Annotated in this window: 24 protein-coding genes; 8 read left to right on the forward strand and 16 right to left on the reverse strand. The window is 35.8% G+C overall.

Annotated elements, in window-relative coordinates; all coding sequences use genetic code 11:
* Positions 1-140: 140 nt before the first annotated feature.
* On the forward strand, positions 141-752 hold the full coding sequence (locus tag AC4D4A_RS03440; RefSeq protein WP_490994591.1) for a hypothetical protein: 612 nt from the start codon (positions 141-143) through the stop codon (positions 750-752).
* 78 nt (positions 753-830) lie between these two features.
* On the opposite strand, the gene AC4D4A_RS03445 is transcribed toward AC4D4A_RS03440, so the two are convergent.
* Complete coding sequence (locus AC4D4A_RS03445; protein ID WP_490994592.1) at positions 831-1,331, reverse strand: NUDIX domain-containing protein; 501 nt, start codon at positions 1,329-1,331, stop codon at positions 831-833.
* A gap of 241 nt (positions 1,332-1,572) precedes the next feature.
* Between AC4D4A_RS03445 and AC4D4A_RS03450 the strand changes: the two genes are divergently transcribed.
* The gene (locus AC4D4A_RS03450) at positions 1,573-2,139 is read left to right on the forward strand and encodes an HD domain-containing protein (protein ID WP_490994593.1); all 567 of its coding nucleotides are present in this window, start codon (positions 1,573-1,575) and stop codon (positions 2,137-2,139) included.
* An 84-nt stretch (positions 2,140-2,223) separates the two neighbouring features.
* On the opposite strand, the gene AC4D4A_RS03455 is transcribed toward AC4D4A_RS03450, so the two are convergent.
* The gene (locus AC4D4A_RS03455; protein WP_490994594.1) at positions 2,224-2,655 is read right to left on the reverse strand and encodes a DUF2621 domain-containing protein; all 432 of its coding nucleotides are present in this window, start codon (positions 2,653-2,655) and stop codon (positions 2,224-2,226) included.
* 134 nt (positions 2,656-2,789) lie between these two features.
* On the opposite strand from AC4D4A_RS03455, the gene AC4D4A_RS03460 reads away from it, so the two are divergent.
* From AC4D4A_RS03460 to AC4D4A_RS03470, 3 genes are all read left to right on the forward strand, one after another.
* On the forward strand, positions 2,790-2,912 hold the full coding sequence (locus AC4D4A_RS03460; RefSeq protein ID WP_490994595.1) for a hypothetical protein: 123 nt from the start codon (positions 2,790-2,792) through the stop codon (positions 2,910-2,912).
* A 649-nt stretch (positions 2,913-3,561) separates the two neighbouring features.
* The gene (locus AC4D4A_RS03465; RefSeq protein WP_490994596.1) at positions 3,562-4,404 is read left to right on the forward strand and encodes a manganese catalase; all 843 of its coding nucleotides are present in this window, start codon (positions 3,562-3,564) and stop codon (positions 4,402-4,404) included.
* A 457-nt stretch (positions 4,405-4,861) separates the two neighbouring features.
* Positions 4,862-7,474 (forward strand): calcium-translocating P-type ATPase, PMCA-type, encoded by a 2,613-nt coding sequence (locus tag AC4D4A_RS03470; protein ID WP_490994597.1) that lies wholly within the window; start codon positions 4,862-4,864, stop codon positions 7,472-7,474.
* Here the strand turns inward: AC4D4A_RS03470 and AC4D4A_RS03475 are convergent.
* The 5 genes from AC4D4A_RS03475 to AC4D4A_RS03495 form a co-directional block, all read right to left on the reverse strand.
* A complete protein-coding gene (locus AC4D4A_RS03475) occupies positions 7,390-7,983 on the reverse strand; it encodes a hypothetical protein (RefSeq protein ID WP_490994598.1) in 594 nt (197 codons plus the stop codon). The genes AC4D4A_RS03470 and AC4D4A_RS03475 overlap by 85 nt on opposite strands.
* 40 nt (positions 7,984-8,023) lie before the next feature.
* Complete coding sequence (locus tag AC4D4A_RS03480) at positions 8,024-8,179, reverse strand: hypothetical protein (protein WP_490994599.1); 156 nt, start codon at positions 8,177-8,179, stop codon at positions 8,024-8,026.
* Positions 8,180-8,478: 299 nt separating this feature from the next.
* Complete coding sequence (locus AC4D4A_RS03485; protein WP_490994600.1) at positions 8,479-8,976, reverse strand: CcdC family protein; 498 nt, start codon at positions 8,974-8,976, stop codon at positions 8,479-8,481.
* Between the two features lie 54 nt (positions 8,977-9,030).
* Positions 9,031-9,390, reverse strand: a complete 360-nt coding sequence (locus AC4D4A_RS03490) for a response regulator (protein ID WP_490994601.1) — start codon at positions 9,388-9,390, stop codon at positions 9,031-9,033.
* A 62-nt stretch (positions 9,391-9,452) separates the two neighbouring features.
* On the reverse strand, positions 9,453-10,160 hold the full coding sequence (locus tag AC4D4A_RS03495; RefSeq protein ID WP_490994602.1) for a cytochrome c biogenesis CcdA family protein: 708 nt from the start codon (positions 10,158-10,160) through the stop codon (positions 9,453-9,455).
* A 222-nt stretch (positions 10,161-10,382) separates the two neighbouring features.
* Here AC4D4A_RS03495 and AC4D4A_RS03500 point away from each other — a divergent pair, with 222 nt between their 5' ends.
* A complete protein-coding gene (locus AC4D4A_RS03500) occupies positions 10,383-10,559 on the forward strand; it encodes a Spo0E family sporulation regulatory protein-aspartic acid phosphatase (protein ID WP_490994603.1) in 177 nt (58 codons plus the stop codon).
* A gap of 173 nt (positions 10,560-10,732) precedes the next feature.
* On the opposite strand, the gene AC4D4A_RS03505 is transcribed toward AC4D4A_RS03500, so the two are convergent.
* Both AC4D4A_RS03505 and AC4D4A_RS03510 read right to left on the reverse strand, forming a co-directional pair.
* On the reverse strand, positions 10,733-12,526 hold the full coding sequence (locus AC4D4A_RS03505) for an ABC transporter ATP-binding protein (protein WP_490994604.1): 1,794 nt from the start codon (positions 12,524-12,526) through the stop codon (positions 10,733-10,735).
* A 3-nt stretch (positions 12,527-12,529) separates the two neighbouring features.
* Entirely contained in the window at positions 12,530-14,275 is a 1,746-nt protein-coding gene (locus tag AC4D4A_RS03510; RefSeq protein ID WP_490994605.1) for an ABC transporter ATP-binding protein, read from the reverse strand.
* 223 nt (positions 14,276-14,498) lie between these two features.
* Here AC4D4A_RS03510 and AC4D4A_RS03515 point away from each other — a divergent pair, with 223 nt between their 5' ends.
* Both AC4D4A_RS03515 and AC4D4A_RS03520 read left to right on the forward strand, forming a co-directional pair.
* A complete protein-coding gene (locus tag AC4D4A_RS03515; RefSeq protein ID WP_490994606.1) occupies positions 14,499-15,344 on the forward strand; it encodes an SPFH domain-containing protein in 846 nt (281 codons plus the stop codon).
* Positions 15,345-15,353: 9 nt separating this feature from the next.
* A complete protein-coding gene (locus AC4D4A_RS03520; protein WP_490994607.1) occupies positions 15,354-15,524 on the forward strand; it encodes a type II toxin-antitoxin system antitoxin in 171 nt (56 codons plus the stop codon).
* Between the two features lie 1,003 nt (positions 15,525-16,527).
* Here AC4D4A_RS03520 and AC4D4A_RS03525 read toward each other — a convergent pair.
* The 7 genes from AC4D4A_RS03525 to AC4D4A_RS03555 form a co-directional block, all read right to left on the reverse strand.
* Entirely contained in the window at positions 16,528-17,193 is a 666-nt protein-coding gene (locus AC4D4A_RS03525; RefSeq protein ID WP_490994608.1) for a nucleotidyltransferase domain-containing protein, read from the reverse strand.
* 247 nt (positions 17,194-17,440) lie between these two features.
* Complete coding sequence (locus AC4D4A_RS03530; RefSeq protein WP_490994609.1) at positions 17,441-17,941, reverse strand: GNAT family N-acetyltransferase; 501 nt, start codon at positions 17,939-17,941, stop codon at positions 17,441-17,443.
* 457 nt (positions 17,942-18,398) lie between these two features.
* Complete coding sequence (locus AC4D4A_RS03535) at positions 18,399-18,614, reverse strand: YneF family protein (RefSeq protein ID WP_490994610.1); 216 nt, start codon at positions 18,612-18,614, stop codon at positions 18,399-18,401.
* A 166-nt stretch (positions 18,615-18,780) separates the two neighbouring features.
* Entirely contained in the window at positions 18,781-19,224 is a 444-nt protein-coding gene (gene sirA, locus AC4D4A_RS03540; protein ID WP_490994611.1) for a sporulation inhibitor of replication protein SirA, read from the reverse strand.
* A 362-nt stretch (positions 19,225-19,586) separates the two neighbouring features.
* On the reverse strand, positions 19,587-21,071 hold the full coding sequence (locus tag AC4D4A_RS03545; RefSeq protein ID WP_490994612.1) for a DUF4153 domain-containing protein: 1,485 nt from the start codon (positions 21,069-21,071) through the stop codon (positions 19,587-19,589).
* A gap of 82 nt (positions 21,072-21,153) precedes the next feature.
* Positions 21,154-21,795: an HAAS signaling domain-containing protein gene (locus tag AC4D4A_RS03550; RefSeq protein WP_490994613.1), complete on the reverse strand. Its 642-nt coding sequence runs from the start codon at positions 21,793-21,795 to the stop codon at positions 21,154-21,156.
* Positions 21,792-22,124 (reverse strand): PadR family transcriptional regulator, encoded by a 333-nt coding sequence (locus AC4D4A_RS03555; RefSeq protein ID WP_490994614.1) that lies wholly within the window; start codon positions 22,122-22,124, stop codon positions 21,792-21,794. The genes AC4D4A_RS03550 and AC4D4A_RS03555 overlap by 4 nt, the downstream gene beginning before the upstream one ends.
* Positions 22,125-22,223: the final 99 nt, after the last annotated feature.

Below are 22,223 nucleotides of genomic sequence, written 5' to 3' on the forward strand. Positions count from 1 at the left end.
CCTATTCTCTCCCTGATTGGTTAAAATGGATGGTTACTCAGTTTTCCGCCTAGTTAACCTACCCTAGGTTCATGTGTAATTATCCCCTTTTGTGGTACGTATATCTATATAGATTATTAATTAGGAGGAATTATACAACAATGGATTATGTTTGGTACGCAAGTTACGGATCCAATTTACTAGAGAGCCGCTTTCATTGTTATTTAAGCGGAGGGACACCTGAGGGTTCTACAAAAAATGAACGTGGGTGTACGAATCCTGCCTATCCAGCAAAAGTAGCCCCAATTTCACTTCCCTATGAGATGTACTTTGCAGAATATTCAGGTCGCTGGGATGGCGGTGTCGCTTTTATCAATACTGATAAAGATACGAATACGCGAACATACGGCAAGAAATACCTAATTACAAGTGAACAGTTCAAACAAATTGTACAGCAGGAGAATAACAATTATAAGATGGAGATAAATCTTGAATTGGCCAAAAGTGTTCATACCTATTCCTTTAACGATTCTTGGTATGGTAATATTCTCTACTTGGGCGAGGCTGAAGGTTATCCGATTTTCACCTTTACCGATAGTCGAAATATCTCTGAAAAGGTTATAACCTCTCCATCCCTTCCCTATTTAAAAAATATTTATTATGGACTGGCTGATTTGTACAAGGATGATAAAAATTTAATTCATTATTTATATTCCAGAAAAGGTGTATCAGATGCCTATTCTATAGCTGACTTAGAAAACTATTTTAACTAGACCTAAAAAAGCACTCCAATTGTCAATTAAGTGTATAACAATTGGAGTGCAGCATTTAAAATGGTGACTTTTATTATTTTATATCAGTTCATCAGCTTTTAATAAAAATTCCAGATCTCTTTGTTGAATAAATTGTCCTGCATAATTAGAGGGTATGTCTTGCTTCAATATTTCAATCGCTATTTTGATTGGTACCCACCTTAATACAAATCCGTCGTTAATCTCTTCATCTGTATACATTGGGTCTTTAAGTTCACCTGTAGTTTTTGCAATATATCCATAAGATATTTGAAGAAGTTCTTCATTATTACGGTATTCAATAGTAAGTCCCAGTTCCTTAATATCTTCTATTAAGGTTCCTACTTCCTCTTCTACCTCTCTTTTTAATGCATCATAAATAGTTTCACTGCTTTTAATGCCTCCACCAGGCAATTTATGATAGTTTCCATTTGTAACGAACAAGAGAGCAATCTCATCACGGTCGTTAATGACTACAGCTCTGGATGCCTTTCTAATACGGTATGCTTGATCCGTATACTGTTCTGACGCATCATCATAAATTTCCTTGATAAGTTCCATGGTTTATGACCCCTTTTAAATCTTTCTAATAATCCACAGTATGATTATATATAATTTTAGCTTTCTGTGTAATATATATTATACATATTTATAAATAAAACGCATAAGACCTGCCTCAAAGCTAAATATGATATAATACCCATAATTATATGTATATTTTATATATTCTTGATGCACAGAATTATTTATTTATAATAAGATAGTAAAATTTTAGTAAATATAGATAAGGTGGCTAAAATGAATGACATTAAAGGAAAAAGCAGTACAATTTGCAACACATGCACATTCCGGACAAGTACGTAAGCTGTCAAATGAACCTTATATTATACATCCTTTGCAGGTGGCTAAAACTCTTGAAGAGGCTGGTTTTTGTGAAGAATTGGTGATTGCGGCATTATTGCACGATACTGTGGAGGACACAGATACAACGATTGAACAGATTGAAAAGGAGTTTGGATCTAAAGTCGCACATTATGTTTCTGCTCATACAGAGGACAAAACAAAAACATGGGAAGAACGTAAGCAACATACTCTTGAGCTTGTTAAAGAAGCGCCTCTTGAAGTAAAGGCTCTTATTGTTGCTGATAAATGGGATAATTTAAAATCCATGACTGCCGGACATGAATTATTGGGAAATCAAATTTGGAACTGCTTTAAAAGAGGACTAGATTCTCAGGAATGGTATATCAGAGGGGTTGCAATGAATAGCTTTTATGGTTTAGACGATAAAGAGATCCCAGAGTTTTTCCATCAATACGTAAAAGACGTAAATAGCTTTTTTGATTCTATAAAAGATAACAACAATTAATTTGTCAAACAAGGACCTATCTTAAGGTCCTATTTTCAATCAAACGCTCTCCCATAAAAAAAACCTCTTCATAAAAAGAAGAGGTCAAACAGAGAAATATTTTTCATACGGACTGACATCTATTTTTTCGATTTCTAATTTTTTTCGAAGAAATTTGTGATCGCGTTTTGGTGTTGCCAGAATATACCCTTTAATAATGAGATCAATCGTTATCTTATTAGCCTTTTCTTTAAGAGCAAGTTCACCGATTCTCCCGGCAATTTTATGCCTCGCTACATCTCGAAATAATTCAGGAACCGGGCTTACTAGTTCTTCTAAAAAATCTTTTTCTTCTTGATTCCATAGATGCCTTGTCTGATTAACAAATTCCACTTCCCAGTCCATATCTGATTTTCCATCTTCTTTCGGCAGTTTTTTTAAGAACTTCCGAAACATAAAAAATCCACCGATAGCCATAAAACCAATCATAAAGACAACCCAAAATAGGATGAACCATAAAAACCATCCTTCTAACATAGTTTATTCACCCCAGTTAAGTAATACACAATTTCCTAATCTAACAATCATTTTCCATATATTATTATAACAAACAGATGGAAACCTTCAACTAAATTGACTGATAATTACTAATCGAAGGATACAAATTTAGTATGAGTGATGCATTATTTCCAACCATGATTTTGAAGAAAAATGAAGAGATTTGCAGTAAAAAGGGGGTATTGCGTAAATATATTAAAGATTTTGGCGTTTTCTCTACTGTTTTCCCTTATTAATCAAAATTATTTTGAATTGTCAGAATTATTAATTTCTGATATAACTAAAGATAACAATCTGACTGTATTAAAGAAGTAATGAATATATTGTATAGTTTCCTCATATCATTCAATCTAGATATTTCTTTAATCTAATCAGGGTTTGTGGTTCAACTGCCTATTTTTGTTAAGGGTCAGATTGGTTTGTTGCATTTCCACTACTTTAAGGAGGTCTTTACTTAATGGGAAAAAAAGTACACAGACGCAGGGAAGTCAGACGATTACTTCGAGAAGAATTAAAGAAGATGGAATCAATAACCAAGCAACAGCCTAATGAACAATTAACGCCAATCGGAAAATGAGAAAATTAATTTAGCGCTATCGCCTATCGAACAAAGGCACCCAAAATACATGTATTCTGGGTGCTTTTCTTATTATGACATTTTTTATGTATAGACCATAAATTTTCGACAACCAAGAAAAAAACATGTAAAAATACACTTGAAAATAAAATTTATTTCTTACTTTCTAAGTCAATATTCCCATAGCATTTCACACCTCTATTACCTAATTTTATATAATTTCTATGTTTCTTCCTAAAAACGCTGGGTATGTAATAGATTGTACGAGCAATCGCTCAAAAAATACTATTATATACGGAGGTATGAATATGTTTTTCCATAAAAAAGAACTTCAATTTGAAGCTAAACCAACTAGACCAGATCCATTGATGGCAAAGAAAATTCAAGAACTGATTGGTGGACAATATGGTGAAATGTCCGTTATGATGCAATATTTGTTCCAAGGCTGGAGCGTACGCGGCAACGAAAAATATAAAGACCTTTTACTTGATATCGGTACTGAAGAAATTGGTCACGTTGAAATGTTAGCAACTATGGTCGCACGTCTTCTTGATGACGCACCACTTAAAGATCAGGAAAAAGCAATGGCTGACCCAGCAATCGCTGCTGTACTAAGCGGTATGAATCCACAACATGCTATTGTTTCCGGATTAGGTCCTCGTCCACAGGACAGTGTTGGTAACCCTTGGATGGGAAGCTATGTAACAGCAAGCGGCAACTTATTGGCTGACTTCCGCTCTAACCTGAACGCTGAATCACAAGGTCGATTAGCAGCAGTACGTATTTATGAAATGACAGATGACCCAGGAATTAAAGATATGCTTGCCGTTCTTATTGCACGTGATTCTTATCACCAAAATCTTTGGGCGAAAGCAATCGCTGAATTAGAAGAACAAGAAGGATTACTTGTTCCAAGCACATTCCCACGTGAAAAAGAACGCTTAGATATCGCTTACTCTTTATATAATTTCTCTGAAGGCGAAGAAAGCAGCATGGGAAGCTGGGCAAGCGGTGAAGCTCCGGATGGACAAGGTGAATTCCGTTATGAGGCTGTGGTTCCACCTGCAGAAGGCGCAAAACCAATGTTAAAACCAGCTCCACTTGAAACACATAACACATTGCCAATGGACACAGATAAATCAATCTTATAAACTTAAATATATTAGATTGGCGTATAAAGGATTTCAGAATAGCAATTATTCTGAAATCCTTTTTTATTCTTTGAATCCCCTGCTCTTCTTATCCTTATTTTCCTACTGCATCCCCTATTATTTATAATCCTACAAATCCTTCGTTGCTCTGTATTAGTTAAAAGTATTTCAAATATTGAAATGTCCATAATTCCGGTGGACAATAGGCGCTCATTCAACTGCCTATCCCCTTCTCCCCATTAAACGCTACTATTTTCTCATCGTATTTATGGAATAAAACAATACTTGTTCAATTGACATCTCAATTCTATCTGCAAATTCTTTGATTGAATAGTCCGATATCAGAAGGAGATTTTGAGAATGGCTGCCCTTCTTTATTAATTTATTATCTAAAGAATCCTTCGCTCTCTTTTGGTTATGCTAAAGGCATATTTAGTGAAAGAATGGAGGTTTCTTCATGAATAATCCACATGTGAAAAAACTTGATGATATCGAAAAGGAATTCAGGACAAATAGTAACCTTGGCTTAAGCGATGCACAAGTCGCGGAACATCAAGCGAAATACGGACTTAATCAATTGAAAGGTAAAAAACAGAAGTCGCTCGTCCAACGTTTCTTTGAACAATTTAAGGATATCATGGTCTTGATTCTAATCATCGCAGCTGCGGTTTCCTTTTTCGTCGCCCTTAAAGGCCATGATACAAAGGAATATATAGAACCAGTTGTTATCCTAAGTATTGTTATCCTGAATGCGATACTTGGAGTTGTACAGGAGAATAAGGCAGAAAAATCACTAGAGGCACTACAGAACCTTTCCTCTCCACGGGCAAAAGTCATCCGTAATGGAAAATTAACCGAAATTGAAGCAAGCCAGATTGTGCCTGGTGATCTAATCGAATTTGAAGCTGGTGATTTTATACCGGCAGATGGAAGATTAGTTGATGCAGCTTCCTTAAAAATTGAGGAATCAGCTTTAACTGGAGAGTCCGTTCCAGTTGAAAAGGATCAGGATGCTACGGTTAATGAGGATGCACCTCTTGGAGATCGGGTGAATATGGTTTTCTCAGGGAGCAGTGTTTCCTATGGTCGGGGAAAAGCAATTATAACTGGAACCGGAATGGATACACAAATGGGCAAGATTGCCGAATTACTTGAATCTGCAGACCAAGGTCAGACACCGCTGCAGCAAAAACTAGGAAAACTAGGAAAGTACCTCGGCTTACTGGCACTTGCCATCAGTATTGTAATCTTTGCTATCGGATTCTTCTCAGGAATGCCGATACTCGAAATTTTCATGACTGCAGTATCCTTAGCCGTCGCTGCTATTCCAGAAGGTTTGCCAGCAATTGTCACAGTTGTTTTAGCACTCGGCGTCCAGCGCATGGTCAAACGAAATGCTATCATCCGCAGGCTTCCAGCAGTTGAAACCCTAGGAAGTGCCTCTGTTATTTGTTCTGATAAAACAGGTACACTTACACAGAATAAAATGACAGTCATCAAAGCCTGGGTTAAGGATGAACCAGAAGATATAACTGACCATGTTTCCGGTCCAATCAAATCCTTGCTTCGTCTTGGTTCACTTGCATCAAATGGGACCGTTGAAATCGTAGACGGAGAAGAAAAGCACATCGGCGATCCAACAGAGACTGCTATTCTTTCAGCAGCACTTAAAAATCAGATGACAAAGGAAAGCCTTCATGAAGCAGCACCCCGTGTTGGTGAGATTCCTTTTGATTCCGACAGAAAGCTAATGACAACCATCCATGTAATTGAAGGAAAACCTTATGCTCTTACAAAAGGTGCTTTTGATGTATTGATGAACCGCTGTAAGACTGGGGATTTTGAAGCGGCCAAGAGAATAAACAATCAAATGACGGACGAGGCTATGCGTGTTATTGCTGTTGCTTACAAGGAACTTGACAGTGTTCCTCATCACCCAAATAGTGATGAGATTGAGTATGATTTGCACTTTGTCGGCTTGCTTGGAATGATTGATCCTCCACGTGCAGAAGCTAAGGATGCCGTACAGGTTTGTAAAAGAGCTGGTATCCGCCCGGTTATGATTACAGGTGACCATATTGGGACGGCAAATGCTATTGCCAGAGAACTCGGTATCTTAAATGCTGGACAAAAATCTCTTAGTGGAGCAGAACTTGAAAAAATGAGCGATCAAGCATTAAATGACTCAATCGATGAATACTCTGTATATGCACGTGTGTCACCGGAAGATAAAATAAGGATTGTCCGCGCCTGGCAGCAAAAAGGTGCAATCGTTTCAATGACAGGTGACGGAGTTAATGATGCTCCTGCCTTGAAGGCAGCTGATATCGGCTGCGCAATGGGCATAACTGGCACGGATGTCGCAAAAGGAGCATCTGATATGATTTTGACGGATGATAATTTCGCGACAATTGTCGATGCAGTAAAAGAAGGTCGCGGTACCTATGATAATATTCGCAAAGCCATTCAATTCCTGCTTGGCACCAATATGGGTGAGATATTTATTGTTTTCATTGCCATGATTATTTGGCAACAAACACCGCTCCTTGCCATCCATCTTTTGTGGCTGAACTTGGTGACAGACGGACTTCCTGCACTCGCTCTTGGAATGGAACCTGTTGAAGAAGATATTATGAAGAGGAGACCAAAGCCGAAAGCTGAAGGAATTTTTGCAGGCGGACTCCTTTACCGGATCGTCCTTCAGGGGTTGATGTTTGCTGTCCTATCCTTAATAGGTTTCTATCTGGCAGGAGTCAATCTAAACTCGTTAGGCGCGGCCCAAACAATGGCTTTTCTTGTTTTATCACTTTCGCAGCTCTTTCATGTACTAAATGTGAGAACAACTAAATCTATTTTCCAATCCGACATTCGTGAAAATAAATATATGATTCTTGCCCTGCTTGCTTCACTTTTACTTATAGTTGCGATTGTATTTATACCACCGCTTGCTTATATTTTCGAGGTTACTCCTCTTCCTTCTGAATACTATCTGATTGCGCTTGGACTTGGATTTGTACCGATCATTGTAATTGAGATTGAAAAACTCATCAGAAGAACTAAGACAGCATAATTACAGCAGTTAAAAAGCACCCAACTCAACTGGGTGCTTTTTTCAGTCCTTTTCCCCCTTGGTGTTATTAAAACAGCCTCTAGTCTATTTTTATTTTTATGATCTTCCTCAAAAATATCCTCAATTTCAAATACAGTTGTATTTTTTGAAACAAATTCAACACGATTAACATGCTTCGGGTTATATAAGTCCTTGATTTTAACCTGATCTAAGTTTATTTTGGGATTATCGAATTGACTTGCAAGCCATATGATTATTTCTTTGGTGGTTAGCAGCCATCTGAATTCTTCTTTATCACTATATATGGGGAATCTTATATGAGATTTTTTCTTAATACAGGCCAATATATCCTTCAATTTGTCTTCTTCGTAAAAATAAAAGACCTCTTTTGATGATATGGATAAGCCTGTTTTTGGTTGTTCAAATTCATCAGCTATCCTCTCAATATCTTCAACAATGTCCTTATGAGGCTCAGCAATATAAAAATCACTGTCTATCTTTTCATGCACCAATGCATTTCTCAGTTTTGCATATTGGCACAAGTCTTTTTCATAATAACGAAGCAGAATGTGGCTTCCCCTTACTCACCAGTTCTGAAAATTTATCTGTATTTGCTTGTTTGACAATATCTTTTAACACTTTATGAATACGGTTAAATGCAGTTTCATAGCGTTCAGCTAATGTTAATTCTGTCTTTGTAACCATGTACTAATTCTCCTCATCATTTTTATATTATGTATTTACCCATTTTTCTTAGTTATGTGCATTTTAACCCTAAAATTCCACAAATTATTCGTTTTTTACAGTGTTCTTAGATTCATCGAAGAACTCAATACTTTATTGTGTAATAAGAATTTAAAGTTGCTCTATGTCTCTACATTTTATTTTGTTTCGTAACTCTTTAATTTACGTTCTCCTGCTATAAGGTTATTTTTCATAAATAAACTGCAATTTCTTAATAAAACAGACAAAAAAAACCGACCATTCAGTCGATTTTTAATCATTTATACAGAACTAACCGTATTATTACCTGCCTGTGTATCATTTAGTATGTTTTCAAACTTTTTATATTGGAAGTACATCGCTATTCTCCATGGCACAATCATTGAAAAAGCCAACAGCCAGAACATTCCTCCTGTTTCACCCAAATCAATCGATGAACTTAAGAATACCTTCAGAATGGTTCTGATTAAAATAAGTCCTATAAGAACAATTCCAAATGCTTTAGACCGTTTCATATATATTTGATTATCTTTAATTTCAAATTTGGATGTCTTTATTAAAAATATGGAAAAAAACATGCCCAGTATAATTGCCTCGAGTATTTCCATTCCTGTTAACCGAAAATACGGGAAAATATACATAAGTGCACCAGTACTCATAAAAAACGGTGGCAATATAATCTTTTTGATTGAGGCCGGTTTTTGGGATGCCTTCATCCTAACTGCAAAAACTAAAAGTCCCATTATAACTGCAAGTATAGTAGATACTGCAAACATCATATATCATCATTCCTTTTAGCATACATAAATTTCAACTGTTTATTACGATTTATGTTAATCCAAGACACGATTGATCGCATCTATTACCCTTATCTCTTCAAAGGGTTTTATGATAAAGTCTTTTGCACCCGCTTCTATAGATTCTCTGACAATCTTTTGCTGGCCCATTGCCGAACACATAATGATTTTGGCATCCGGATATTTACTCTTAATTACTTTGGTTGCCTCTAATCCACTCATTAATGGCATCGTTACATCCATAGTAACCAAATCAGGCTTATGCTTTTCATATAGATCAATTGCCTCTATACCTGATTCTGCTTCTCCAACAATGTGATGATTTCCTTTTTTAAGGATAGCTGCCAACGTCAACCGCATAAACTTTGCATCATCCACTATTAGAATATTAGCCATCTTTAGTTCCCCCTGTTACAATATAAAAGTATAAATTCTGTGTTGAATATGATTAAAACTATTTAAAAACCACTCCACCCTCCGAATAAAGCAATAAAATAGGAGCTTATTTTGGTCATCCAATCAAAAAACAAGACGATTCCCATTAGAATCATTAACATTCCGCCTGCCTTCATAACTTTATCCGAGTTACGCTTGATCCAGTTTAATTTTCCAATAAAAAACGACATAATAAAAAACGGAATAGCAAATCCTAAAATATATGCTAACATGTAGAACATACCAGATTCCGGGTTGGTCCCGGTCATCCCTATGACAACCATTAAAATAGGTCCAGTACATGGAGTCCAGCCTGCTGCAAAAGCAATACCAATTAAAATTGATCCTATATAACCACCCGGACGATTTTTAAATTCAAAACGGTGTTCTTTCATAAGAAACTTGGGTTGAAAGAACCCAATTATAATTAATCCAAAAAAGACTATAAGAATAGCGCCTAATTGCCGGATAATGTCTCCATAGTTTTCAAAAAAGGTTCCAATATAAGATGCACTGAATCCAAGAGCTATAAAAATAATGGAAAACCCAATTAAGAAAAAGAAAGTATGTAATAGGCTCCTTTTATGCATCATCGCGTTATCATTTTTTAATTCTCCAACCGACATTCCTGTTATATAAGAAAGAAAGGCCGGATAAAGCGGAAGACAGCATGGAGAAATAAAGCTGAGGAAACCTGCTCCAAATGCCAAAAAAATATTTATATCACCCAAATGAAATTACCCCCATTGTTTCTAATTCATTCCATCTTACATTGTACCAAATTACTCCATATAAAGTAACTGTCTGAGCAGATGATAAAGAGTATAGTTTTTATTTTTAAATATATTTTACATTTTTAGTAAAATTTATGTATAATAGTTTTATTCTAATTCTTTTATGTAAAAATATTGTAAAATTAAACATTATCAATAAACGAGGAAGGATCTGCAACCATGGATAATCAAGAGTTGTTAGATAAAATAGAAATCAAGCGTGCAGAACTAGTTGCTGTCGTCTCTCAGAACGGATTATCATCTCAAACAACCATTCAATATAGCCAGGAACTCGATAATCTGTTAAACAACTATCAACCTGAAAAAACATATAATAGATCAAAAATATCGTGTTAAGCGAAAAGATAAGGTAAACCCAAACAGTTAAGGGTAGAGCCATGAAACCACTCTTTATACACTAACACACTTTTAAAACAGGTTCAGGGATCGACTAAAAGTATATATCGGTAAATTCAATAAATCGCACCCGATGAATCGGATGCGATTTATTTAGTTAGAATATCCTTATTTTAGCTTACATCTTTGTTGAAACTTGAACGGATACCATTTTGAAGCAAATACATTTTATAATAAAGCCCTTGCTTAGCCAGCAGTTCCTGATGTGTTCCTTGTTCAACAATTTGGCCTTGATGTAACACAAGTATAAGGTTAGCATCCTGGATCGTGGAAAGACGGTGGGCAATTGCAATTGTCGTTCTGCCCTCTCTCATTTTTGCCAGGCTTTTTTGAATAGCCTCTTCTGTTTCTGAGTCAATGTTGGCTGTCGCTTCATCAAGAATAAGAATTTTAGGATCCCTAACGATTGTTCGTGCGAAGCCAATCAACTGCCTTTGACCGCTCGAAAATGTTGCTCCCCGTTCCACTACTAAATGATTGTATTGATCCGGTAACTTTTCAATGAAGGATTCCGCCTGAACAAATTTTGCTGCTTCTTCTATTTTGTTGTCCGTTATTGTTTGATCATGCAAACTAATATTATCTTTAACAGACCCATAGAATAAGAAAGCATCCTGTAATACAAGTCCCATCTTCACCCGCAGTTCTTCATTTGAATAACCTTTTATGGATTTCCCATCAATTAAAATATCTCCTCTATTAAATTCATAGAAACGCATAATCAAATTTATAATGGAACTTTTTCCGCTACCCGTATGTCCTACAAGCGCAACTGTTTCACCCTCATTGACTTTAAAGGAGATGTTTTTTAGAACATCCCTCTTTCCATCATAAGAAAAACTAACATTTTTAAATTCAACGATACCCTGCTCGATTTTATACGGTTGTATGTTATCTGCACCGGGAGCTAACTCTTCTTCATCCAAAACAGCAAATACCCTTGATCCAGCCACAATTGCCTGCTGATATAAGGATAATCTTTGCATCACTTGGTTAACTGGTTCAAAAAAACGATCAATATAGTTTACAAACGCATACAGAACACCTATTTCAACTACTGAATTCATCGAATTGATTCCAAAGTAACTGAGCACTAGAACGATTGCAAATATATAAACTAGATCTATGGCTGGCCTTAGCAACAGCCCATCTATCTTAATATTCCTCATTCCTGCTTCATAATGTTTTTGATTAATCTCCTCAAACTCATCCTTTAACCGTTTCTGCTGTCGAAACACCTGAATAATAGACATCCCCTGGAGAGATTCATTTAAATTGGCATTCAACTGGCTTAGCCTTTCCCTGAGTTCTTGATAGAAAACACTGCTGAATTTACGATAAGATCTCATAAGCAAATATAAAATAGGCAGGATGAATAAACAAAACACAGCAAGCCTAACGTTTAATATAAACATCGCAATGATTGTCCCTATCACGAAAAAACCACTGGATATAAAAGCTGCAATTACGGTCACAAACATATCCTTAATTGCTTCTGTATCATTAGTAACCCTGGATACAATCGCTCCTGCAGGTGTTTTATCAAAATATCTCAATCCAAGGCTCTGTACTTTACTAAATACATCAACCCTAAGCTGCTGAATGATTTTTAAGGCGACAAGCTGGAATGAGAACTCTTGAAAATAAGTAATAAACATTTTGGCAAATAGGAGTATCAAGTACCCGATTGCCAATAGAGCTATTGGCTTATACTCCATATTCATAGGTGTTAAATAATCGTCAATGAATATCTTTACTAAAATAGGACCTGTGATGTCAGCCGCTGTCGCAAGAAATAATAAGAAAAATGCTCCTATTAATCTCTTTTTATAGGGTTTGGCATAGGATAAGAGTCGGAAGAGAATGACTCGCTGTTCTTTTCCTGTTATTGATTTAAGTTCATCCATCTCTTATCCCCCCTGTTCTACTAATTCTTCTAATCGTTGCTGTTGGTACATCTCTTTATACCAGCCATCCAAGTCCATTAACTCCCTATGCGTACCTCTTTCAACAATTTTACCATCCTTGAGAACAATGATTAGATTGGCATGCTGGATAGCACTTAACCGATGGGATGTGATAATCGTTGTTTTGTTTACTCTGTTTTCCTTTAAATTCCGAAGGATCGTTGCCTCTGTTTTGGCATCGACTGCTGATAGTGAGTCATCTAGAATTAAGATTTCAGGTTCCAGCATCAACGCCCTTGCTATACTGATTCTTTGCTTTTGACCGCCAGAAAGTGAGACTCCACGTTCACCTACAACCGTATGATATCCTTCCGTAAAGCCTTCAATATCAGAATGAATATATGAAAGATTTGCTGCCACTTTAATTTCTTCTTGGGAAGCATTCGGTCTAGCAAAAGCGATATTCTCCCCAACCGTTGCTGAAAATAAAAAAGGATCCTGCGGTACATACCCAATTGCTTCTCGTAAGGAACTCAACGTATAATTTTGGATTTCGTGTCCTCCAATCCTTATACACCCTTCTGTTGTCTCAAACTCCCTAATCAGCAATTTTAATAAGGTCGTTTTACCTGCACCCGTTTTCCCGACTATACCGAGCGTTTCACCTCTTTTTATCTTAAAAGAGATATCCTCTAGTACAGGATTCTTTTCATCGGGATAAGTAAAGGATGAAATCTCAAATTCTATATCACCACTGGCTTGTTCGTTAAGAGCACCAACTTTATCTAAAACATCAGTTTTCTCAGCTAGGAGTTCAGCAATCCTATCATAAGAGGCGTTCCCACGTTGCACGATATTAAATAAGAACCCAAAAGCAAGCATCGGCCAAATCAATAATCCCAGATAGGTTGAAAAGGAGACAAGTTCACCAATCGTCAAATTGCCCTCCATCACATATTTTGCGCCAACAGCGATTGAAATAAAATAAGAAAGCCCCGCCATTACACTGATAGTTGGATCAAACAAGGCATCTATACGGGCTACAGATATGTTTTTATCCACTACATCATTAGAGGAAGAACGGAAGGATTCAATATCCTCTCTTTCCTGCCCAAAGGTCTTAATCACTTTAATCCCATTTATGCTTTCCTGGGTCTTATCATTCAATTCAGAAAAGGCAGCTTGAGCAGACCTAAATCTTTTATGTAATAGCTTCCCATAATAGCTTGTTGAGATGGCAATAACGGGCATAGGAAGCAATGCAAACAAGGTTAAACGCCAATCAATAAAGGCCATAGCCAGGACAACAAACCCACCGGTCGTTAGCGAATCAACCAAGGATAGGACACCGCTGCCTGCGGTTTGCTGTATTGCATTTAAGTCATTGGTCGCATGTGCCATCAAATCTCCGGTGCGCTTACGTTGGTAAAAGGATGCCGGCATATTCGTAAAATGATCAAATAATCGATAACGAAGTTCTCTTGCTAACTTCACGGCTGAACCAAAGATTTGGATTCGCCAAAAATATCTTAATATGTACATTCCTACTCCCGAAACAATTAAAATTGCAGTCAATTTCGAAAGACCTGTACCTGTCAGAGAATCATTGTTAATTTGATCAACTACAATCCCTATAATTCTAGGTGGAATCAGCTGCAAAATAGCGACGAATAATAACATAATGATGCCAATTATATATGCTTTTTTTTCTTTCTTAAAAAACCATTTAAGCTTTACAAAGATCTTCACAAACGCCCTCCTTTTCTCTTTTATAAGGCCTCCTTATTTTAGCAAATCAAATAAACCAAAGAAAGATTATTTCAAACTTTCTAAATAATTATATAGGTGTGCTTTATCAGTTGCTCTACACAGTTAAATAGAATGTTTTGTATATTTTTTACAAAAATGCTAACTGTCTAACTAAATAAGTGATATAATTGTGATATCACTTTGATATATAGGAGGCGTTAAGATGGGTGAAAAAAATGCAGTTAAAATGAATGGTTATTTAGGTGTCCTTGCAGGGTTGGTCATTATCGGCATTAGTGCTTATCTATTGGTAAATGGATCAACTGTACTTCCAATCGTATTATTAATAGCTGTTGCCGTATTATTATCTGGCATCACCATTGTCCAACCAAACGAAGCAAAAGTATTAACATTTTTCGGAACATATGTAGGAGTTATACGGGATCAAGGTCTATGGTTGGCAATACCTTTTACTATCAAATCCAGCGTTTCACTGCGTGTCATAAACTTCAATAGCGATACTCTAAAGGTAAATGATTTAGAAGGTAATCCGATTGAAATTGCTGCCGTGGTGGTATACCGCGTCAATGATAGTGCGAAGGCAACTTTTGATGTGAAGGATTATAAAGAATTTGTCCAAATTCAAAGTGAAACGGGAATTCGTCATATCGCAAGCCAATACGCCTATGACCACTTTGACAAAGAAACCGATCTATCATTAAGGAGAAATAGTGATGAAATTGCTGTTTTTTTAGCAGAGGATTTACAAAAACGTTTAGAAGTAGCTGGTGTGGATGTGCTTGAAGCACGAATTATGCATCTAGCCTATTCTTCTGAGATTGCTTCCGCTATGTTACAAAGACAACAGGCCCAGGCTGTGCTGGCTGCCCGCAAGGTAATTGTTGATGGTGCCATAGGAATGGTAAAAAGTGCGATTGACCAATTGGCGGATGAAGATATTGTTGAACTTAATGAAGACAAGAAAGCACAAATGGTCAATAACTTAATGGTTGCAATTGTTTCAGAAAAGGGTTCGCAGCCAATTATTAATACAGGAAGCATTCACTAGGTTTTTAAGATGGCCAAAAGAAAAGCATATCCGCTAAGAATAGATCCTAAACTTTATGACGCAATTGAAAAATGGGCAGATGATGAACTTCGCAGCGTAAATGCTCAAATAGAAATCCTCTTAAAAGAAGCCGTAAAAAAAGCAGGCCGATTGAAGGATGATCAAGATCGAAAAAATTAATCTCTTTAGATTTTTAAATATCTTATTAATCTCTATCTATGTTTGAGGATGGGACATAACTTATAAACGTTCCTGAAGAGACAAACGATATCTATTTTCGACTTTGTTACTTATTAAAGAGTTAAAAAAGTTCGTTCCATTGCGCGCTTACTCCACTCGCTTTCCGCGGGGAGGAAGGCTTTAGCCTCCTCGGCTGTGCCTTGCTCAGGTCTCAGCCTTTCCTCTATTTCCCGCAGGAGTCGGTGGCTTCCGCTCCATTCCACTAAGTTTAATAATGGTATATAGAAGTAACTAATCTATTGAAAACAAATAAAAATCCGAACTATTAGGCGAAATATAAATATCACCTAGTAGTTCGGATTTATCATTGACTGAAATACGTATGTCCCAGCCTCTCTTTATTAGTTGTAATTGTACTCTTATCCAATTTGACTTTTTTCACCTCAATAATGTCTTGAACTTATTACAAAAAAACGGTATTAAACTGGCTTAATATAGGGTGAATAGTATAATAAAATAAAACTATACCTTATATTTAAAGGTTTTGAGTTTGATTATATATAATCAAACTTTTTATTTGTATAGGGGTACAACCCACATTTCGGAAATGTTGTACGTTAAGGAACTTTAAAAATATGCAAAATTTTATTCAACATCATGATGAACACAGCCAGCATCAAAACACGCTGAACCTGTTGCTGGTACTAGCTTTGTGGAAACGTGCATAAAACACCGTATAAATAATGTGACATAGGAAAAGCGCTAAACGTTGAAATAACAATACTTAGTGCTTTTTCTTATACCCCCAAACTTTGATTTGGGAACATTATTTTGAATGAAATTGTATAAGTAAGTTAGACTGCTAAGCTCCAAATTAACTGAACTGCTGTTGATTTAAAATAATGTTTAATCAAATGTATGCTGCTAACCTTAATTTTATAATATAGAAAAAGATTGATTAAACTAATTTAACGCCGTTGTTAATTCAATATTTTCCTAGAGATTAACTCAATGTTTCGTCTTTTACAGCTTGCAATATTTCTTTTGACCAAGCTAATAATAGTTCTGTATCCTTGTCCAAATCGACTTGTGCATTATTTTTTAATGAAATGAGACGAGTTATAACATCAGTGTCGTAACCCTTTGTAACTGTTGATAATTCATTTAGTTGGGAGATGAATTCAGTTTGTTGTAAAAAAACATTTCCTTGAATCGCAAAGCGAGCGTTTTTAAATAAACCATGAATCATTTCAGTAGACTTTCCATGTAAATAATTGTGTAGGGTCATGTGATAAATGTTTCCAGCTGTTGAACGGACAAACTTTTTCACATGAGCTGTTGTAATGGCTGTTTTCGAAATAGCTAGCTGCCCATAGATGGTTTTTGTATCATAGATAAACGTAAATAAATCTGCTTTATCCCAAATATTGAGGTCATCCATCCCCCCTACAAAGCCACAAAGTAAATGACGGTCAGGCATCGTTTGAACGACTATTTCGTATCTTTTTAATTTATCAATAGTTAGTGTATCGAAAATAACAACTACATCAATATCGCTGTTTTCAGTTGCTTCATTTCGAGCGCGACTGCCTTGTAAGCCAATGAATTGGATACTCTCTCCGAATTCATTGAGTAATGTTTCTTTAAATTGTTGTAACCATTTGTTCATTTTGCATCAACCTTTCTTTATTCGCCGCGGTAAATGCAGTAGGTTTTGTTATTCTAGCATAAGATAACGGTTACTGGAAGTAATCTAAAAGGGGGTATCGCAACCTTTTTATAAATACGTAATATCGTTCCCAAAGCGACGTTTGGTAACTTTAATTATAGTGCATTACAGTCCCCAAAATCGTATTTGGTAACTTTTTTATCTCTTAACGTTGTAGATCAATGCCCTGTTAGCTTAGTACGTGAGATTAAAATATTTTGGACATAAAATACTCGTTATAAAATTCATCATCGATTAGCAATGATTTTCTTTTTATACCTTCTATCACAAATCCACTTTTCTTGTATAAAGAAATACCTGCTTCATTTTGAGTAACAACTGTTAATTCTAATCTTGATATATTAGAGTTTCTTGCCCACTCTTCTAATCTTTGAAATAAACTTGTTCCTATACCGTGAGCTCTGTATTTTTCTAAAATACCAACCACTAGATATGCAGAGTGCTTTGTTCTCTTTACGCTACCGCCAATGGCTATCAAATAGCCAACAAGTTCTCCATCTTCTTTTTCTGCAACAAATATTGTTGAATTACTTTGCTTCTTAATACTTTCTAATTGTTTACGTTGCTGTTCAGGAGTGGTTTTTCTTTCTCCTGCTTCCATAAGCATAAACTTAGCTTCTGATTCAACTTGCTTAATTAAACATATAAATTTTTCGGCATCCAAGGGTTGTATCTCTCTAATTAACATTATTAAATCCCCCCACTAAACAATATCCAAAAACCTAATAGGCCAAGACCTTCACTGAAGATAACCTGCATACTAATCACTCTTATTTGTCCTCAATGGTTAATTTCGCCTTCAAATACGTGAAACCAGATGAAATAGTTATTAGATGGGTGGTTATCCCATAGTCGATCTTCATATAACCAATCATCGTTTAGTCCAGCCCCTAAAGAACACGTCATTTAAACAACACCATTGATTATTATTCTATAAAAGATTTTATAATCCTTCTTCCGCTATACTTATATGCCGTCTTTAACAACATAAAAAGACCATCTCCTTCTGAACATTTTTCAGAAAAAGACGGTCTAATTGAAGATTAACCAATTTGACTTATGTATCTAAAAAAAGATAAACCAAATTACAAAAATTAATCTATACAGTATGGTGACGACACCTTAGAATCCAGATGTAACAAGGCTTATTTCCCTTGTTGTTTGTTCATCGCATTCATCATTTGATTTACTTTCTTTTGGGATGGCTTCATACCCATTTGTGTCATCATCATTTTAATCATTTGTTCATTGATTGGTGGGTTTTTCTTTAAATAGTCCATCATGTATTTACGGGCGATAAAGAATCCTAAAGCCACACCAGCAAGCAAAGCAATCACTGCCGTAAGAATATAATATAGCATACCTAAACTACCTCCTCCGTGCTGTCACAAAGACATTGTACTAAACCAAAGTAATAATACCATAACTATTGTGATATTTCTATCAGATTTTGATACAAACAGACATAATAGAATAAATTCCACGGCATTTATAACGATTTTATAGTGGAATCTGTTTTATTCTGCTTCACACATATAATCTCTGTTTAATAGGCCTGAGCCAAGCGCAACGATCTTTGGTTGTATCCAAGGCTAAAAAATATGGATTCCACTGCCTGAGCCACTCAAAAAATATGGTCTCACATTCATATGTTCCAGTAGCATGCAGAATCAATGAATGATTGCGATATCCTAAGCTTGCTTCGCTTTGGCCGACATTTCGCTTTCTGATATAATATACCCCATTTTCCATATAACAATCTTTATTTTCCAATAATTGATTTTCCATAAAAGAGGTAAAAAGCTGTGCATGAATCTTTTTAGTAACAAAGTTAATTTGCCTGCGAAGTATTTTTTTCTTATCTCCTTCAGATTGTTCGTAATCCTGGAATAAATTAAAAAACATATATTCTCGTCCATAGTAATGACGTGCAAATTCATTCTCTATTAAATAAATAATATAAGTGCGCATACTCTTACCTCCAATTCTCTTTACATATAGTATAAAAAACTATTGTTGCATATTATGTAAAATGAACGTGCAGAGTTGTTCTAATTTTGTCGAGCGGATTAATTTTTTGACTTTTCAAATTAATCTCTTATACCCATTATACATATGATTTACTCTTTTCACTATCAATCATATGTATAATTCTGTAATTTGACTGACTACATATTCAGAACAAAGAAAGACAACACTGGGAAGGATTCCAGGCGTTGTCTTTCTTATTTATCCAATTAGATTGAATTCTGAACACTTCTACTTAAATACTTCGTTGATTACACATTTATTTTTTGGCGAATTTTTCGTTAGGATTATTAAACCAAATACTCCTAACTCCCTTGTTCATGTTCCGTGAGGTTAAGATTATCTAACCTTTCATATACTTCAACTCTGGAAATATTATAGGACTGCCAAGTATAGTCAGTTTCCTTCATTTGCTCATATTGGACTGATAAAAGTTGTTTCAATTCACCTGAATCAGGGTCTGATTCATATAAGTCAATCAAGCCAGATAGTCCTGTATAGGATAATTCATTTAAATAATAAAGATCAATTTTGCCCGTTTCTTTGTATCTACTTATATTTTTATCAACAATTAGTTGATCCAGTTGAACGATGTGCAATCCCGTATAAAACAATATTCCGGTTAAAAAATAAAAATGTCTTAATGCAATTCGTTCAATCCAAATTTTCACTAATGTATAGGTGAAAATGACAACCAGATAAAGCATAATCGTGTGTGCTAGTATTCTGAGAATCGTATATCCATAGGCCTCTTCATACATATAGAGGCGCATAAAAGCCGAGGTTAGCATAACTCCGCTAAATACGATTAAAAGATTGAGAAGGACCTGTATAAGCCTTTTAGCAGCGTTCATTTGAACAGATACATACTTTAAGGTTCCAAGTAGTATGGACCAATTTATGAGGGTAACCAACATTAACTGGGCAAATCCTGTTCTCGCGCTTGAAGCATAGGTCATATCATTGAGAAGCGGACTGCTAAAGAAATATTTAAACTGGACAACTGTAAATAATAAATAGACTCCATTGATTAGGACCAGAATCGTTGTAACAATGGTTGAATCGAACTGGAGATTTCCAGCCTCTTTCATGCTTGAGGACAGTGTTTGCGGTTGTTTTAAATGTAATACATTTAAAAAACCAAAAAACAATAGAGAGAATAGGATAATAATTATCAATCTACCAAAGAATTCACCTATGTGTACAGAAAATAACCAGTCAGGGATGTGCATAAATATCGCTTGAAAATGACTGTCTGCCGATACGAGCAATAGAATGATAATGACGAGCACCGGACAGGCAATTACAATTCCCAAAGCGATACTTTTAGCCATGCCCCCCGTTTCTTCTGCTCCCTCTTTTCGAATTTTTTTTAGGATGTAGGAGATGAATTGCTCATTGTATTTAATACTGTTTACCAGCTTCGTTTTCAATTGTTTAATAAAATTGACTCTGCTCCAATCAATTTTTTGTTGATTTGTCATAAGTGTTAGCTGAGCTGCTACAAGGATAGGTATAACCAACCCATTCGTTAGATAAAAAAGGACGTTAGATTGATAGAAATAAGATAAACCAAGAATCCAAATACAAACCATCAAAAGGCTTCCAATTCGCATATGAGTAAATTTCGTTTTCCGAAATCTCCAAAAAAACAGACCATAAAAAGCAAATAAGAACAACGGATAGGAAATCCCTACTTCTCCATGTAAAAAAGATAACTCAGCCAAAAAGCCTAGGACTATACATAACAATAAAAATACTTTATCTTCTTTTTTAAACTGAATATCCATATTAAGAATCCCCCCTCTACCTAGTTTTTCTAGGTATATAGTGATAAATATACATAGTTATTCTATGTATATAGGCAAATAGTCAAAGCGAGGCTTTCTTCCCCCATAGATACCCAGCAATACTGACTGGATATAAGATAAACGTACAAAATACACAGGCAATAATAAATGGCTTATCCAGTAAGGGGTCAAACCATTGATCTGGTACGAGGTTAAAGATAACCAAATACATTAAGGTAATGTTAGGTATCACCGTAATCAAAAACGTTTTCTTAATAAGCTTTCTGCCCTGATGTCCAAATTCCTTGCCAATTTCATAACCAAGCAAGATCCAAAAACCAATATAGATGGCCATTAAAAGTACAGGAATCGATGTTAGCAACGACCATATTTCCTTGGCCCAATTCCAATCATATGTATGGTTGATAAATGTTAACAAGATTCCGCTTATAAATAAGGACAAGTTAATTCCTGCAAAGATCCACCTTGTTTTTCTTGGTGTAAGGGTTAGTTCCTGTTTCCAGGATAAAGCAACTTCTTCTGGTGTACCTAGCCGCATTGATAGTTCTTTATAGATTAAATCGGGTGACTCATCCTCATAAATGATGTCGCAGGCCATTTCAGAAATATGCAACTTATATTCTTCCATAATAGCCGTTTTATCAGGATGGGCACCCAGTAATCGATCAAGCTGACTTAAATAATCTTCTTCAGCCCGTCTCATGTTTCTGTTCTCCCCATTACCTTGTTCATGACCTGGACATATCGATTCCATTCGTTTGTTTTAATCTCTAGCATCTCTTTGCCAGCCAAGGTAATACAGTAATACTTACGAGCGGGTCCCTTCTCTTGTTCAACCCAGTAGCACTCTATATATTCCTGTTTTTCAAGCTTATGCAAAGCAGGATACAGCGTACCTTCCTTCATCTGAAATCCATGGTCACTGCGGTGATCCATTTCTTTCACTAATTCATACCCATACATATCTCTTTCTTGCAAAAGCTGCAGAACAAGAAGTGATGTACTTCCTTTTACAAGTTCACGATTAAACATTTCTTCACCTACCTAGAAATATTAGGTACATATCAAACATACATCATTTGGAATTGTTTGTAAATATATTCATAAAAAAAATCACCAGAGAAAAACCCC

The sequence above is a fragment of the Pradoshia sp. Z5_111 genome (assembly GCF_058267535.1).